17 protein-coding genes and 1 pseudogene are annotated in these 14,933 nt (G+C 40.5%); 6 read left to right on the top strand and 12 right to left on the bottom strand.

Annotation, left to right across the window (positions count from 1 at the left end; translation table 11 throughout):
• Positions 1-171 precede the first annotated feature (171 nt).
• Both dusB and CYLST_RS04805 read left to right on the top strand, forming a co-directional pair.
• Positions 172-1,230, top strand: coding sequence for a tRNA dihydrouridine synthase DusB (dusB, locus tag CYLST_RS04800; RefSeq protein ID WP_015206580.1), 1,059 nt, complete (start codon positions 172-174; stop codon positions 1,228-1,230).
• A gap of 99 nt (positions 1,231-1,329) precedes the next feature.
• Entirely contained in the window at positions 1,330-2,544 is a 1,215-nt protein-coding gene (locus CYLST_RS04805) for an RNA-guided endonuclease InsQ/TnpB family protein (protein WP_015206581.1), read from the top strand.
• A 5-nt stretch (positions 2,545-2,549) separates the two neighbouring features.
• Here the strand turns inward: CYLST_RS04805 and CYLST_RS04810 are convergent, their stop codons facing one another.
• The 10 genes and pseudogenes from CYLST_RS04810 to CYLST_RS04845 all read right to left on the bottom strand — a co-directional run bounded on the left by CYLST_RS04810 (position 2,550) and on the right by CYLST_RS04845 (position 11,020).
• Positions 2,550-3,626 carry a Pvc16 family protein gene (locus CYLST_RS04810; RefSeq protein ID WP_051056095.1) on the bottom strand — a complete coding sequence of 359 codons (1,077 nt, stop codon included), beginning with the start codon at positions 3,624-3,626 and terminating at the stop codon, positions 2,550-2,552.
• Positions 3,623-3,856 carry a Pvc16 family protein gene (locus CYLST_RS36665; RefSeq protein ID WP_157162678.1) on the bottom strand — a complete coding sequence of 78 codons (234 nt, stop codon included), beginning with the start codon at positions 3,854-3,856 and terminating at the stop codon, positions 3,623-3,625. Before CYLST_RS36665 ends, CYLST_RS04810 begins: the two co-directional genes overlap by 4 nt.
• Before the next feature lie 87 nt (positions 3,857-3,943).
• Positions 3,944-4,591 (bottom strand): AAA family ATPase, encoded by a 648-nt coding sequence (locus tag CYLST_RS04815; RefSeq protein ID WP_041232956.1) that lies wholly within the window; start codon positions 4,589-4,591, stop codon positions 3,944-3,946.
• Between the two features lie 389 nt (positions 4,592-4,980).
• Positions 4,981-5,586, bottom strand: coding sequence for a HEAT repeat domain-containing protein (locus CYLST_RS04820; protein ID WP_015206583.1), 606 nt, complete (start codon positions 5,584-5,586; stop codon positions 4,981-4,983).
• A gap of 254 nt (positions 5,587-5,840) precedes the next feature.
• On the bottom strand, positions 5,841-7,838 hold the full coding sequence (locus CYLST_RS04825; protein ID WP_015206584.1) for a serine/threonine-protein kinase: 1,998 nt from the start codon (positions 7,836-7,838) through the stop codon (positions 5,841-5,843).
• 152 nt (positions 7,839-7,990) lie between these two features.
• Complete coding sequence (locus CYLST_RS04830) at positions 7,991-8,359, bottom strand: hypothetical protein (RefSeq protein WP_015206585.1); 369 nt, start codon at positions 8,357-8,359, stop codon at positions 7,991-7,993.
• Positions 8,360-8,489: 130 nt separating this feature from the next.
• Entirely contained in the window at positions 8,490-8,765 is a 276-nt protein-coding gene (locus CYLST_RS36670) for a tetratricopeptide repeat protein (protein ID WP_085960574.1), read from the bottom strand.
• Positions 8,708-8,851 (bottom strand): annotated as a pseudogene (locus tag CYLST_RS36675) (hypothetical protein); the annotation flags it as partial. The gene CYLST_RS36670 and the pseudogene CYLST_RS36675, both read right to left, overlap by 58 nt.
• A 239-nt stretch (positions 8,852-9,090) precedes the next feature.
• The gene (locus tag CYLST_RS04840) at positions 9,091-9,411 is read right to left on the bottom strand and encodes a hypothetical protein (RefSeq protein ID WP_015206586.1); all 321 of its coding nucleotides are present in this window, start codon (positions 9,409-9,411) and stop codon (positions 9,091-9,093) included.
• A gap of 148 nt (positions 9,412-9,559) precedes the next feature.
• The gene (locus tag CYLST_RS04845; protein ID WP_015206587.1) at positions 9,560-11,020 is read right to left on the bottom strand and encodes an aminotransferase class I/II-fold pyridoxal phosphate-dependent enzyme; all 1,461 of its coding nucleotides are present in this window, start codon (positions 11,018-11,020) and stop codon (positions 9,560-9,562) included.
• A gap of 18 nt (positions 11,021-11,038) precedes the next feature.
• Here CYLST_RS04845 and CYLST_RS04850 point away from each other — a divergent pair, with 18 nt between their 5' ends.
• On the top strand, positions 11,039-11,674 hold the full coding sequence (locus CYLST_RS04850; protein WP_015206588.1) for a PDDEXK family nuclease: 636 nt from the start codon (positions 11,039-11,041) through the stop codon (positions 11,672-11,674).
• Between the two features lie 9 nt (positions 11,675-11,683).
• Here the strand turns inward: CYLST_RS04850 and CYLST_RS04855 are convergent, their stop codons facing one another.
• Positions 11,684-12,658, bottom strand: coding sequence for a DNA-methyltransferase (locus CYLST_RS04855; RefSeq protein WP_015206589.1), 975 nt, complete (start codon positions 12,656-12,658; stop codon positions 11,684-11,686).
• Between the two features lie 50 nt (positions 12,659-12,708).
• Positions 12,709-12,951, bottom strand: a complete 243-nt coding sequence (locus CYLST_RS04860; protein WP_015206590.1) for a helix-turn-helix domain-containing protein — start codon at positions 12,949-12,951, stop codon at positions 12,709-12,711.
• A gap of 160 nt (positions 12,952-13,111) precedes the next feature.
• Between CYLST_RS04860 and CYLST_RS04865 the strand changes: the two genes are divergently transcribed.
• The 3 genes from CYLST_RS04865 to ychF all read left to right on the top strand — a co-directional run bounded on the left by CYLST_RS04865 (position 13,112) and on the right by ychF (position 14,888).
• On the top strand, positions 13,112-13,420 hold the full coding sequence (locus CYLST_RS04865; protein ID WP_015206591.1) for a hypothetical protein: 309 nt from the start codon (positions 13,112-13,114) through the stop codon (positions 13,418-13,420).
• A gap of 119 nt (positions 13,421-13,539) precedes the next feature.
• Positions 13,540-13,758 (top strand): hypothetical protein, encoded by a 219-nt coding sequence (locus CYLST_RS04870; RefSeq protein WP_015206592.1) that lies wholly within the window; start codon positions 13,540-13,542, stop codon positions 13,756-13,758.
• A 38-nt stretch (positions 13,759-13,796) separates the two neighbouring features.
• Positions 13,797-14,888 (top strand): redox-regulated ATPase YchF, encoded by a 1,092-nt coding sequence (gene ychF, locus CYLST_RS04875; protein ID WP_015206593.1) that lies wholly within the window; start codon positions 13,797-13,799, stop codon positions 14,886-14,888.
• Positions 14,889-14,933: the final 45 nt, after the last annotated feature.

The following is a 14,933-nucleotide window of genomic DNA, read 5'->3' on the forward strand; positions in this document are numbered from 1 at the left end:
TTATTGATTACCGACCCATCTGTACTAGCACTGTGCAGGTGGACATCGCCAACACAACAACTTAATTAAAGATCCGCGATCGCTTTTCGTTGACACCAGCAGGGACTAAAATCCTGATGGAATATCAATATCATCAAGATATGGTATCCCAAGAATAAATTCAAAAATTGTATGATTTCTCTGTCCCCTACTCTCCAAGCTAGACTTTCCCAACCCCTAAAAATTGGCTCATTGGAGGTTAAAAGCCGCGTTCTCCAGTCGCCGTTATCTGGGGTGACAGATTTGGTGTTTCGTCGCCTCGTGCGCCGTTATGCCCCAGATTCGATGATGTATACCGAAATGGTGAACGCTACGGGGTTGCACTACGTCAAGCAATTGCCGAAAATTATGGAGGTAGACCCCAACGAACGACCAATCAGCATTCAGTTGTTTGATTGTCGTCCAGATTTCCTGGCTGAAGCAGCAATCAAGGCAGTTGCGGAAGGTGCAGATACGGTGGATATTAATATGGGGTGTCCCGTAAATAAAATTACTAAAAATGGCGGTGGTTCTTCGCTGTTGCGACAACCGGAATTAGCCGAAGCAATTGTCCGGGAAGTGGTAAAAGCTGTTGATGTACCTGTGACGGTAAAAACCCGCATTGGCTGGAATGACCAGGAAATTACGATTCTTGACTTTGCTAAACGGATGGAGGATGCCGGAGCAAAAATGATTACGGTGCATGGACGCACCCGCGCTCAAGGTTACAATGGTAATGCCCGCTGGGAATGGATTGCTCGTGTGAAGCAAGTGCTTGACATTCCGGTGATTGGTAATGGGGATATTTTTTCTGTTGAGGCGGCGGTAAGATGTTTAGAAGAAACTGGCGCTGATGGGGTGATGTGTTCCCGTGGGACTTTGGGTTATCCGTTTTTGGTGGGTGAAGTTGACCATTTCCTGAAAACTGGGGAATTAATCCCGCCACCAAACCCGATTCAGCGGTTGGAATGTGCGCGAGAACATTTGCAAGCTTTGTGGGAATATAAAGGCGATCGCGGTGTGCGTCAAGCCCGGAAGCACATGACTTGGTATGCTAAAGGCTTTGTCGGTGCTGCTGATTTGCGTGGCAAGTTAAGTTTAGTGGAAACGGTCGAGCAAGGTGTGGGTTTTATTGATCAAGCGATCGCACAATTGGCAAATGGTTATGAACCGGAGTTAGAGTTAAACGAATTAACATTTCTCCAGGTGTAACTGCGTTTCCTAAGCAATCTGATGTTTTTTGCCAAATAAATCTTTGCTACAACACGAGTATTTTGATGTATTATATTCACATGTGATTAAGTCGAAGTCATGGAACAAGTATTGACGCTAGTTTGCAAACTCAACCCCTCTGAAAAACAGGCAGAAGAAATAGAACTGGTACTGAAAGCTTTTGAGTCGGCGTGTAACTACGCCAATGAAAAAGTTAAGCCTCAGATAACCAGCAAGACCATTATTCAAAACATGGTCTATAACGAAATTCGTGCTTTGTTTGGGTTAAGCGCAAATTTAGCTGTTCGTGCTTGTGCCAGGGTTGGAGCTAATCGCAAAACTGCAAAACTTAAAAACAAGCCAGTTAAAACATTCAAGCCTACATCGGCTGATTATGATGCCAGAATTTTCTCATTTAGAGAGAAAGACTGGACTGTTAGTTTAACTTTAATGAATGGCAGGGAACACATCAAAATTGATGCTGGTAATTACCAAAGAGGTAAATTAAAAGGCAGAAAGCCAACATCAGCACAGTTATGTAAACATCGTGATGGTAACTACTACATCCATATTCAAATCAAAGACGAAGCCCCAGAATCAATTAAGTCAAACAAAGTAATTGGTGTTGACTTCGGAAGGCGAGACATTGCTGTAACTAGCAATGGTGATAAGTGGGATGGAAAGCAAATTAACGATGTTAGAGACAAGTTTTCTTTAGTGAGGGCATCTCTCCAGAAAAAAGCCACGAAAGGCACAAGGTCTACTCGCCGCAGGGCAAGACAGATATTGAACCGGCTGTCGGGCAAAGAGAGAAGATTTCAAAAATGGCTAAACCACAACATTAGCAAGTCCATAATTCAGGACGCATTGAAAAATAATGCAGCAGTGGCAATTGAAGACTTAACAGGTATACGCGCGCGAACTAATCAAAAGCCAAGAAACAAAACAGAACGTAGACGCTCTAACTCTTGGTCTTTTTATCAGTTAAGGTCTTTTTTGGAATATAAAGGCATCCAATTTGGAGTAGAAGTAATTGCTGTTCCTCCAGCTTGGACAAGTCAAATGTGCCATCAATGCCTACATATCGGACTGCGTTCTGACAAACGTTTCAAATGTACTAATGAAGCTTGTTTTTGGAGTGGTGACGCTGATTTTAATGCAGCAAAAAATATTGCTGCTATTGGGGCTGTTTTTGTAAACCAGCCTGGAGGCTCGAACTGTCTGCGCTGTGAACTCAGTGTGGATAGTTCAGGGCTGCTAAAAGCCTACACTGTACGCGTTGGCGAAGCCTCTCGTAGAGAAGCGTCAGTGTAGGTAGTTTACCTACCTATAGAGTGTGGTTCCATCATCTCCTCAATCACTAACTGAGGCTCAAAGTATTGATCAAACTTTAGACTTTCGCGATTAGTATTTACCCTAAGCAGACTCTCCGCTCCATCGACTTGCACTCTCACCAGGTAGGTTCCTATCTTGATATTCTGGAGCAAAAAGACCACTGAGCGCGTCTCAGTATTCCGCCGCTCTGCCCGAAAAATATAGGCACTCAATCCATCTGTAGAATCATTCCCCATGTAGTTGAGCAGTAGTAGCACCCGCTGGGTTGTCCCCACCAGCAAGTCCAACTCGACTGTAATTTGTCCATCTCCAGTACCTTTGCGATTGGTTCGCAGAGTATTAACGCTAACAGCTTGAATAGTGGGGCGCAACACAAAAGCAACTGCGTTTGACTCTAGAGCGTTCTGGGGTGCGATGTCGGAGATATTCGGTCTGAGATGGATAATCTGTACACTTTGGATACCTGCTCGTAGGTCATCAGGGTTTAGCTCGGCTAGGGAGAGTACAACTTGGTTAGGAGTGACACTTTGGGGGAGCAGTCTTTGGGAACCAAGTTGTACCCTGGTTTGTAACCCTGCTAACTGCTTACCTTGGATGAGTAAAGTACTATTTGCCAAAATAGGCTGTCTTTTGCCATTCTCAGGGAGAATCTGTTCAATTACAGGTTGATCTAAGACGGTATAGAATTGCAGTTCCCGTACTGGTAGGGAAAGTTCACCGGGTGTATTTCCTTCGAGCATGACCATACTGGCTTGATAGGCTAGACAAAGACGGTAGGGAGTTTGCACAAGGGTTGACCAGATTTTCGATAGCTCCTCGGTAGATAGGGGCATTGGTATTACTTTTACCCGCTCGGATTGCTCAGTCAAATCAGAGGATTCCAAATCTGGGTCAGTGGAGAGTGATAGGGCTTTGGTGATCATCTCTGGTGTCAGAATTGAATTGTCCATCAAGGTGCGGATGACGATGCCAGAGAGCTTTTGGGTTTCTAACTTTGCTTCATCTCCGTAAAAGGTGATTAAGTAATGTAGGTCAAGGGGACTCTGAAATCGTTTGATCAAATCTCCTTTGGGACGGCGCGATGGCGCAAAGCGCCCGCCAAAGGCGATCGCAAATCTGAATTCGCCATTGCTAAATTAGGAGTGATGCGGTAGAGATATAAATTTACTCCTAATTTGGGAATCCCTTCTCCTTCGGTATTCGGGGGCAGGGTGGTGACTTCTATCGGGCTACCGTTACGACTGACTCCCTCTTGTAAAAGATACTTTAAGGTGGCAGTGACAGTTGCGATCGCCTCTGGCGGGCGCTTTGCGCCATCGCAATATCATTACTCATAACTCAGACATTCTCCTGATTTAAACACAACAGCACACTCTCACTACACCCAATCTTCAATATCCCTAGCCGTTAGTGACTTACCCAATTTTGCGATCTCCTGACGGGTAGCCTGCAACATGTGGGTCATCCTCAATGGTTCCCCCGCTGCTGCTGCCAAAAACGCCGCATTTAGAGCAATATTGCGGATAGTTGCGCCTGTAGCATCAAGTTGGGCTAGTTTCTCAACATCCAAACCATCGGTAGGAATCTGGGGGGGAAAAGCCCGCTTCCATAGTTCAATTCGTTCTGGGATTTTGGGAAAAGGAAACTTGACAATGAAGCGTAATCTCCGCCGAAAAGCTCCATCCATATCATCTTCTCGGTTGGTGGTGAGAATTGATAATCCTCGGTAGGTTTCCATCCGTTGCAACAGGTAACTGACTTCCATATTTGCATAGCGGTCTTTGGCATCTTTGACCTGAGAGCGTTTACCAAACAGAGCATCAGCTTCATCAAACAGCAGCACCACACCACCAGATTCTGCTGCATCAAAGATTTGGGATAGGTTCTTTTCGGTTTCACCAATATATTTACTCACCACAGCACTCAAATCAATGCGGTACAGATCCAGATGTAATTCCTTAGCAAGGATCTCTGCGGTGGTGGTTTTGCCTAGTCCACTACTGCCACAGAATAGGGCATTGATCAACTTGTTTAATAAAAATAGCCTTTTCCAATATTGAACGTACCTTTATTACCTCCATATTGAGATAAAAGGAATCATCAATTTGTTGACTTTTTTCAACCTCCATGAGATTTTTAGAGCTATGCTTCATAAATCAAGATACATTAAATAATTTAAGATTATTCAGTTTAAGAGATTTTTAAAACTAGGTTATTAATAGATTAAACATCCCTCAATAGCAATAGATATTCTAAATGATGATCAATATCAGTTTTCTGTGATGCTCAAAATACATTTTGGAGGATTATTCGGTTACTTATTGTATAAATTATACAAGTACTGCTAGTCACCAATAATATTGCCCAATGTAACTCACAATGCGCGATCGCCAACCAAAACCCATCAAGAATATCTCAGGCTAAATTCTGAATTGCTGTCTCAGCAGCTTGTCGAACATGGGGATGAGAATTAGTAAGTAGTGGACGGATATTTGCCACAGCTTCAACGGCTCCCAAATCATCTAATTCATCAATGGCATTTTCTCTCACAATGTAATCAGGATCTTGAAGAGCTTCTATCAGCAATGGTTGTGAGGAGTTTGGATAGAGACGACTCATAAAACGTAAGACACTACCTCTCACATAAGGATCTGGATGAATATGTAAAGGCAGCACTATATCAACAGTATCTTTTGCACCAAGCATTCTCAATCCGTCAATCGCTTCTGCTATTATCAGAGGCCGCTCATCCCGAAGATATGTCAAAAGTAGCGATCGCAGCAGGGGATTTTCGACTGGAGGAGGAAAAGTCAAAGCCAGGAGTATACCTTTTAACTGAACTGAATTAGCCTTTTCAATCTGTCCGAACAAGAAGGCAATCCCTGCTTCACCTTGCTGCCGGATGAGCATTGCTACTTCATCATAATATACAGAATTCTCCTCATTTTCTAAGTATGAATGTTGGAAACATTCAATTAGTTCAACTAGATTAAGACCATCAAGCTCTGGGTAAAAACTCATATACTTCTTATAAATTGTGATTAGGACTTACCACATAACTGCTCAATTTCCTTCAGCGTCTTACCCTTAAGGGCGATCGCGCATGGTGGATTGTTAAATCCTACATAATTATCTAGTGAAACTGTTAAGTCTTGATTTTTTAGTCCCAGGAATATCAAGCGAGAAATTATCAAATAACCAAGGTAATTCTATCCGACAATCAATGATTAAAGCAAGGATTTTTACTGATTTTTTTGACTATTACGAACACATAACTAATAGAGTTGCCAGATTTTTAATTGAGAGTTTGAATTGACTTCAACCTTTCCACCTTGACTCACCAAGACCTTGCCATCACTGCTCATCTTTAAACCACATACTCTGGTTTGATGTCCCTCCAAATTAGCGAGGATATTTCCTGTCACCATGTCTAAAATTACCAACATCGCACCCTCCTTATTATCTCCACCACCTGCTACTAAACTTTGCCCATCTGGACTTATAACTATCTTAGATACCCTACCAGAAACGGAGAAATTTCGCACTAATTCACCACTAGATAAATCCCAGAATTTAATAGTTTTATCTGAAGAACCGCTCACCAGCATTTTGCCATCAGGAGTCACAGCGATTGTTGTAGAAGGATGTGAAAAAGTTTTCAGCAATTTTCCGGTATCAACATCCCAAATCTTGATAGTTTTATCAAAACTGGCACTAGCTAAAAGCTGACTAGAGGATGATGGTTGAATCGTATTTTTGTTAATTTCTAGCAGTGCAGTTAACTCAGGTATTCGGACGGACTTAGGCAAATAAATTAGACTGGTGACAGCAGGATAAAACTTAAACCAACCGCTATGTCCAGAGATTTTATGCAGCCGTTTTCCTGTCGATAAATCCCAAATATGAATTCTCCCCCCTACACCACCGAACGCTAGAGTACGACAATCAGGACTCAGGCTCATAGACTGGCTCACTAACAAATTGGTCTCTAAACCACGAATTAAGTTTTTACTAGGTATATGCCATACCTTGGTACCAGGCCCATCTGTCTCTTGAAGTACAATATTATTACTAACTAATATCTGTCCATCAGAACTCATAGAAATTTTTGCATTTCTCACCTCAAAACTAGAAACTAGTGTTTGAGTATCCAAACGCCATACTTCAACACAATCTCTGCCAGCAATAGCTAGTATTTTTCCATCTGCACTCAAATCAATTGTGGTGTAACCTGGTGAGAATATATTTGTCTCCAAGTCTAGAATACAGTTCCATTTGTCAGGTTGAAGTTGTAAACCTGTTTTTGATATTGATAAGATAACATTTGATGGTTGATTAGCGACAGTAGCTAATAGAGTATTTTCATTATTAGCAACTGAGATTAAACCTGGTTTTAAATCAGCTATCACAGCCGCAGCTAATTGATAGCGTTGATTAATTGCCCTACTAATCATTTTGTCTAGAATGCGACTCAAAGAAGAACTCACAGGAGAAGGTAAATAATCCTGCCAAACCCAGCGGTCTTCTGCAAAAGCGTACAATTCAAAAGGGTCTACACCAGTGAGCAGGAAAATACAAGTAACCCCTAAACCGTAAATATCACTAGAAAAAGATGCTTTACCAAATACCTGTTCTGGTGCTGCATATTTGGGACTACCAATTACTGTACCAGTTTGAGCTAAGTTAGCTCCGGTGACAAATTTAGCTGCTCCAAAATCAACTAGAATTAGTTGGTCATCAGTGCGACGACGAATAATATTTTCTGGTTTGATATCACGGTGAATTACCTGTTGAGAATGAATAAAATCCAAGACACTCAAAATACTTTGCAGTACCTGACGAATTTTAGCTTCGTCAAGGTTACCGATTTCAGCTAATTCCTGTGCTAGATTTACTCCATCAATAAACTCTTGAATTAAGTAATGATTGCCATCTTGCTCTAAGTATCCCAAAAATTTAGGAATCCCTGGATGAGTGTCTAGTCTTTGGAGTTGTTCAACTTCAGAATTAATTAGTTTAGCTTTAATTTCAGGAGTGACAAAATTAGAGTTGAGAGCAAAAAACTGCTTGACTGCACAACGGGGTTTTAGTGGTTGAGACTCATCTACTGCTAAAAAAGTTCTGCCAAAACCACCTTGACCAATTAGTTTTAGCCCTCGATAAACTGAAGTATTTGCATGACTCAGCAAAAGAGGTGAGCCACAATTCAGGCACACTAATATTTCAGGCTCATTTTGGGGTTGTTGACAGTTAGGATTAAAGCAGTAACTCATCTCAGTTATCTAAAAAATAGTGTTGCTGATTTGAAGTATTAATTGCTATGTGGAACCATAAAATAAAATATTGTCTAAAATCATGAATTCATTTAGCAACACCCAGAAAATATAACTTTCTAACAGGAAACCAAACTAAATGCGCGCTTGATTTATTCATCAGGGCAAACCATCGCACCATTTTGTACTTTACAGGGCGATAAACCTTCTTTACCACGTATTTGATTCGTGCTTTTCGTCAGTACTTGTATAGTTTTTTCTATGTTTTGTGTAGCTTTATCATAGTCTTTAATTTCCTGCTGGTATTGCTCTCGCAGTGTCTGATATTTTTGCTCTTGCTCTCGCAGTGCTTGATATTTTTGCTCTTGCAGTGCCTGATCTTTCTGCCTGTCTATTTTAGCTTGTTCTTCTAATTTAGAGCATTCATCCCTGTTAGTAGTCATAATAGTAACAGTATATACCAGCGATAATATACATAACGCAACCAAAGACAAAACTGTCAAAATATTGGCTCGATTCATATCTATTCTCAGTTCATTTCAGGGGTATTTTAGGGTTGTTGACAGTCACAATTAAAGTAGTAACTCATCTCAGGTATTCAAAAAATAGTGTTACTGATTTTAAGTATAAATTGGTAGTTGGAACTTGCTACTATTGAATTACACAACTTGAAGAATACTTTTGAAAGTCAGCGGTAAGATTTTTAGCTAGAGTCAGTGATCTTTCAGCATCATTTTTTCCTCTTTCTACTCTGACAGAATTCTGATATATATCTGTTGACTTTTGCAAATCAGAAATTGCACCCTGCTTATCTTTTAGCTGGCAACGCACAATAGCTCGATTATAGTAGGCATCTGCATAGTCAGGATTTATCTCAATAGCCTTTGAAAAATCTGCGATTGCGCCTTTTTTATCACCAAGTTCAATATGAGGAAACCCCTTATGTAATAGGTTTTAGCATCATTTGGATCAAGTATTATTGCCTGATCTAAATTATCAATAGCTTCTTTATGCTTGCCTAATTTACCTTTCTCTCTAGCCTGTTAAATCAAGTTATCGACCATTACAGAGTTTTCTGGTGGTTCCTCAGTTTGCGTCTTCTGACTAACTATTGATTGAATATTCAGAAGAATGATCAACCCAAGACCAAAAAAGAAAATAATGTTGCTGATAATTTATTTCATAATATTACTGAGTTGAGTTTTTCTGTTGCAGCTTCTGTATTTCTACTTTCTGTTCTTCTATCAAGAGTTTATACTGTTGGTTCAAACTCTGAATTTCCCGTAGTAATTTGACATACCTGTTGGTACTGTAGCTTTGATGCTTGGTGGGCTGGTTTGGCTTGCTTTTCTTCTTCGGGGAGGGTTTCAGCTTGCAGTTTTGAGGCTTGCTGCCGCTGATATTGGGCCTTGAGGACTTGGGAAACTACACTTAAATCGTCTACCTTGCTGCGATCGCTTCTGGCTTGTAGAGCTGCTAAAGAGGAAGCTGGTGTACTTCTGGCTGTCAGACCGAGGTTGGTTGGCGGTATGAAGGTGGAAGCGTTAGTGGGCTTGAGTTGAAGATGACGCATGATTAATAATTCTCAATAGAGAGTAAAACTTCTAGCCAGTGGTTTTCTAAATGCTAAAAATTTTACGAGAACATTCATCAAGTAAACAAGATCGTTTTATACAAAAGGCAATTGCTAAATTTCTATTGACAGGGAATTGATTAATCACTCAAATTGTTGCTTTCACTACCTTTAATGTGCGTACACTATGATCAGCACAACCACTAATAAATCCGCCCATTGCCTGAACTTGTTGCAGATATTCTAAAGCGAGTTTAGTAATTATTTCTCCTGGCATTAATACGGGGATTCCTGGGGGGTAGGGGCAGACTATTTCGGCACAGATGCGTTCTTGTGTTTGTTCTAAAGGTAATATTTCACTATCAGCAAAAAAAGCTTCGCGGGGAGAAATCCCAAAAAAATCCCCAAATATAGCATCGTTCTTATATTTACATATTTGCCACCGACCTGTCAATTGTGGTATCTGAGCCAGATGATTCAACCCTTGAACTAACTGCTCAATATCAGCATGATCGTTACCCAAGCTAATAATAAAAGTCAGATTTTGCAGAGATGAAAATTCAGCAGTTACACCCAATTTTTCATCTAGTATTTCCTCAGCGGCAAAGCCAGTTAAACCTAAGTCAGCAACATTGACAGTTAACCGTGTTTTGTCTAAGGCTATCAAGCCGGCATTTGACATCTCTAAAACCGATAATCCAGGAATTTGGCTGATTTTAGTTCTTGCTGTCTCAGCCAGTTGCAAAGTGCGGGACATCAAGCTTTCCCCGTAGATTGCCATTTGCTGACGTGCGGCATCAAGGGAAGCTAAAAGCAAATAGCTGGGACTGGTAGATTGCAAGAGTTGTAAAGCTTTACTCACTCGGTCAATATCGATTCTGTGGCCTTGGACGTGCAACATTGATGCCTGAGTCATTGCACCAAGGGTTTTGTGGATGGACTGCACTGTTAAATCTGCACCTGCGGCTAAAGCGGTGGTGGGGAATGCGGAATGAAAGGCGAAATGTGCGCCGTGTGCCTCGTCTACCAGTAAGGGAATATGATATTGGTGGGTAATTTGGGCGATCGCACCCAAATCTCCACAAACACCGTAATATGTTGGGTAAACTGTCAGCACTGCTTTGACATCAGGGTATTTTTCTAATGCTGTTTTCACCGCTGTCGGTGTGATGCTGTGAGCAATATCTAAATCTTCGTCATATTCAGGATTTATAAAAATTGGTATCGCACCAGAAAGAATTAACCCAGAAATCACTGAAGAATGCACATTCCGAGGCAAAATTATCTTATCCCCCATCCTACAAGTAGCGAGAATTGCTGCTTCAATTCCACAGGTAGAACCATTTACAAGAAACCATGTTTTTGCAGCACCAAAAGCATCTGCTGCTAGTTCTTGCGCTTGTTGAATTACCCCTTGGGGTGCAAAGAGATTATCTAAATCTGCCAATTCTGTTAAATCAGCGCGAAAGACAGTTTTACCAAGTAAATCAGTTAAATGTGGAGAAATTCCCATTCCTCGCTTATGTCCTGGGGTGTAAAATGGCGCGTGAGGACTTGCTGCACAGGCTTTTAAGGCATCAATTAGCGGTGTTTGGTTTTGATTGAGCATTTTATTCTTTAGGAAGATATGCTGAATATCTGGCGTAAAAAAGTGAAGCGAGTAGTTAGCATGAAAATTGTGCAAGAGGTTTCTTTAATCAGTGTTGGGAGTTTTGCAGAATCAAACGATTGGTCTATCATTCGTACTGAAATCCGTGATGCTATCTCTCTCATTGTTCATCCTCCTGGTACATCCAGTTTTACAATTAATCCCAAAAAACATGGAAATGGTGTTAAGCCAATTAAAGAAGCTTGTATGATTGCGTTAAGAGATAAATTTGGCTGGAAGTTGGAGACTTCAGTTAACTATGCAACCAAATCACCAGGAAAAGTCGATGCTACAAAAGTAATGGACAATTATCTTTTCGCTCTTGAGTGGGAAACAGGAAATATTTCCTCAAGCCATCGAGCCGTTAATAAAATGGTTCTTGGATTACTGCGTGGTGTTTTTCTAGGTACTGCTTTGGTACTACCCAGCAGGAAAATTTACCCTTATCTTACAGATAGAATTGGGAATTATGAAGAGTTAGAGCCATATTTTGATGTTTGGCGAGCAGTGCAAATTCAAGATGGTTTTCTGGCAATCTTCGTAATTGAATATGATAATTTAGATGGCAATGTTCCAACAATTACCAAAGGCACAGATGGACGTGCCTTAATCTGAATTTTTATATTATGTCAAAAACGGAATTGAAAGTTGTGATGCATTTTTTTTGCGGTGCTTCAATTTCTTATTCCCTCTTGCTGATTCCCATTCTTCAATCATGCCATTAGCCAAATCATTTAATCTTTCTACTGCTGGTTCTGTATCCCCAATTTCTGAACCAATCCAATAACGTTTTAATTTTTCTGCTGCATAAAAAGTAGTCCCAGAACCTCCAAATGGATCTACCACAATTTGTCCTGGATTAGATGTCATTGCAATAATTCTTTCTAACATAATGGGAGCAAGTTCATTTGCTACTCGTTTTTTGTGTTGACGGTGACGAACGGGAGGAATATCTGTCCACATTTCCTCTGCTAATGTCCATAAAATTCCATGATCATCAGCTTCAGAAGTATCTTCCCAAACATCTTCTGGGGCATCCCAAACATCCATTAAGTTAATGCCCTTTTCATTCAGTTTTTTACGATGTCCACCATAATCACGAATTTCTCCACCACAATGTCGACAAACTTGAATTGGTGTGTAGACTTTGTTAAAAACTGCTGGTTCTCCTTTAGTGTAATAAAGTAGTCCGTAGTGAGCAGGAGACATCTTTTTTCCTCTAGGAAAAGCTTTCGGCATTCTGCAAGCAATCCAATGTCGAAAACACATTCCTTGCTGATTCAAATATGCACCATACTCTATACACCATTTAGGTAAATTAAATACAAATAAACTGCCTCCATTTTTCAAGACTCGAATACTTTCACTTAGCCACTGTTGCGACCACATTAAATATTTATCTGCCTCCATTTTATCGCTGACACCTTTACCATATTCTTTACCAAGATTAAATGGCGGATCAGCAAATATGACATCTACAGACTCATGGGGTAATGCTGACAAAAGTTTTAGGCAATCTCCCTGATAAAGAATTCCATACTCACTCTTGTAAACCTGTTGTAATCCTGGTTGAGTCGCAATCAGTGAAAAAGGCAGCATTGATTGAACCTTTACTAAGTTAGTATAACTTGAGTCTATAAACTCTATTGTCAATTGTCAATAGAGTTGATTTGAGAATTTGTACTCCGAGGTTGATAAGGCTTTCCAGTAGGCTGATTTTTATATCTTTCGATTTCAGCAGCTTCTATGTAGTAATAACGCCCAAGTTTATCAGCTACAATCTGACCATTCTTAATTAAGTCATGTACTCGCTGACGAGTTATATTCAGTAATTTGGCGCTTTGAGCGACAGAGAGTAATTCAGAAGTGTTATCATCAGTAGAATCTGTCATAAGTATAACCTGGACTCATCCTTTAATTGTACAATTGCTAATGTAACTTTTATGATATAAAAACTGTTAACCTAGTGAAAATTCCCAGTACATAAATGGCAATTAGTCCTTTTATCTTGAGGCAGTTGGAAAGCCTGACAACAAAATATTGGTAAATAATATGCCCTTAAAAGATATCCAACAAAAATTATCCCCCATCATCAAAGTTATATCTATAGTAGTTATTACCAGCGCATTTTTTTTAGAGATATGGGATATCCAAGCATTAATAACTAACAATGAATTACCAAAAAGCTTGCATCCAGTTTTGATAATTGCTCGTTTTGCACTATCGGCTCATTTTGTTGAAGCATTAATTGCTGCTTATTATGCACCTTCTAAAAATCAGATGCCAATCAAATATGGAGTTTATACTTTTTTTGTAGGTACAGTTGGTTTATTAGAATTGTGGGAAAATCATGATAACTAGCGCTTGATAGCTGTAAATTATTCAAGGGGTGTCTAGCTGGGTATAGTCATTTGGGAAGATGTCAAAAGTTTAGGTTGTCATCTAGCTTGGGAAAGTTGAATCATTTAATTAGACATATCATGACTTATCCCGCTGCTATCTCCATACCCGAACCACAAATCCCTAACCCACAACCAAACCCCCTACCAAGTCCCGAACCTGTACCGAGTCCAATTCCCCAACCCCTACCGCAACCAGTACCGGAACCAGTACCAGGGACAATTCCTCAAACAGTACCGGGGCCAATTCCCCAAACAGTACCAGGAACAATTCCCCAAACCATTCCTGCACCTGTTTAAATTAGTATTGTAGTTGAAACCAGAATTCAAAATCCAAAATGCTAAGAGCCGGAATTGTCGGACTTCCCAACGTCGGAAAATCAACTTTATTTAATGCCGTAGTCGCTAATGCCAAAGCAGAAGCGGCTAACTTCCCTTTTTGCACGATTGAACCGAATGTCGGCGTTGTCGCAGTACCGGATGAACGGTTAGATGTTCTCGCGAAAATCGCCAGTTCTGCACAAATTCTCGCCGCGCGAGTTGAGTTTGTAGATATCGCCGGTTTGGTGAAAGGTGCAAGTAAAGGTGAAGGACTAGGGAATCAATTTTTATCCCACATTCGGGAAGTTGATGCTATTGTCCATGTGGTGCGCTGTTTTGAAAATGATGATATTATTCACGTTGCTGGTTCTGTTGACCCAGCGCGAGATATTGAGATCATTAATATAGAGCTTGGTTTAGCAGATTTATCGCAAATTGAGCGGCGAATTGACCGCACCCGCAAACAAGCTCGTACCAGCAAAGACGCACAGTTTGAAATCACAGTTTTGGAAAAATTAGCTGCTGCTTTAAATGAAGGTAAATCGGTGCGTCAGGTGAGTTTGACTGAAGAAGAAACCGAGATTATTAAAGGACTAGAACTACTCACCTACAAACCAATTATCTACGCTGCTAATGTTTCTGAAGAAGAATTAGCAACAGGTAACGACTTTGTGGAACAAGTGCGGCTAATTGCCTCTCAAGAAAATGCCCAAGTTGTGATAGTTTCTGCTCAAGTGGAAGCTGAATTAGTCGAATTACCAGAAGAAGATAAAGCAGATTTTCTGGAATCTTTAGGTGTGAAAGAAGGTGGTTTAAAATCTTTAATTCGCGCTACATACAGCCTTTTAGGTTTGCGGACATATTTCACATGTGGACCTAAAGAAACTCGCGCTTGGACAATAAATGCTGGTATGTCTGCACCCCAAGCAGCCGGTGTAATTCACTCTGATTTTGAGCGAGGATTTATCCGCGCGGAAACTGTTGCTTATCATGATTTAGTCACAACTGGTTCGATGAATGCTGCGAAAGAAAAAGGGTTAGTTCGCAGTGAAGGCAAAGAGTATATAGTGCAGGAAGGAGATGTGCTGTTATTCCGGTTTAATGTTTAGATTACAGCAGTTTTCGATTGATTAGACTTTAGAGACGTTGCATGC

The sequence above is a fragment of the Cylindrospermum stagnale PCC 7417 genome, assembly GCF_000317535.1.
Taxonomy (GTDB): Bacteria; Cyanobacteriota; Cyanobacteriia; order Cyanobacteriales; family Nostocaceae; genus Cylindrospermum; species Cylindrospermum stagnale.

What these genes read in the sequence shown, in the direction of transcription:
- CYLST_RS04860 (WP_015206590.1), bottom strand. Translation starts at nt 12,951, where the DNA reads ATGACAGATTCTACTGATGATAACACTTCTGAATTACTCTCTGTCGCT.
- CYLST_RS04850 (WP_015206588.1), top strand. Translation starts at nt 11,039, where the DNA reads ATGCTGAATATCTGGCGTAAAAAAGTGAAGCGAGTAGTTAGCATGAAA.
- CYLST_RS04855 (WP_015206589.1), bottom strand. Translation starts at nt 12,658, where the DNA reads ATGCTGCCTTTTTCACTGATTGCGACTCAACCAGGATTACAACAGGTT.
- dusB (WP_015206580.1), top strand. Translation starts at nt 172, where the DNA reads ATGATTTCTCTGTCCCCTACTCTCCAAGCTAGACTTTCCCAACCCCTA.
- ychF (WP_015206593.1), top strand. Translation starts at nt 13,797, where the DNA reads ATGCTAAGAGCCGGAATTGTCGGACTTCCCAACGTCGGAAAATCAACT.
- CYLST_RS04845 (WP_015206587.1), bottom strand. Translation starts at nt 11,020, where the DNA reads ATGCTCAATCAAAACCAAACACCGCTAATTGATGCCTTAAAAGCCTGT.
- CYLST_RS04820 (WP_015206583.1), bottom strand. Translation starts at nt 5,586, where the DNA reads ATGAGTTTTTACCCAGAGCTTGATGGTCTTAATCTAGTTGAACTAATT.
- CYLST_RS04830 (WP_015206585.1), bottom strand. Translation starts at nt 8,359, where the DNA reads ATGAATCGAGCCAATATTTTGACAGTTTTGTCTTTGGTTGCGTTATGT.
- CYLST_RS04825 (WP_015206584.1), bottom strand. Translation starts at nt 7,838, where the DNA reads ATGAGTTACTGCTTTAATCCTAACTGTCAACAACCCCAAAATGAGCCT.
- CYLST_RS04840 (WP_015206586.1), bottom strand. Translation starts at nt 9,411, where the DNA reads ATGCGTCATCTTCAACTCAAGCCCACTAACGCTTCCACCTTCATACCG.
- CYLST_RS04805 (WP_015206581.1), top strand. Translation starts at nt 1,330, where the DNA reads ATGGAACAAGTATTGACGCTAGTTTGCAAACTCAACCCCTCTGAAAAA.
- CYLST_RS04865 (WP_015206591.1), top strand. Translation starts at nt 13,112, where the DNA reads ATGCCCTTAAAAGATATCCAACAAAAATTATCCCCCATCATCAAAGTT.
- CYLST_RS04870 (WP_015206592.1), top strand. Translation starts at nt 13,540, where the DNA reads ATGACTTATCCCGCTGCTATCTCCATACCCGAACCACAAATCCCTAAC.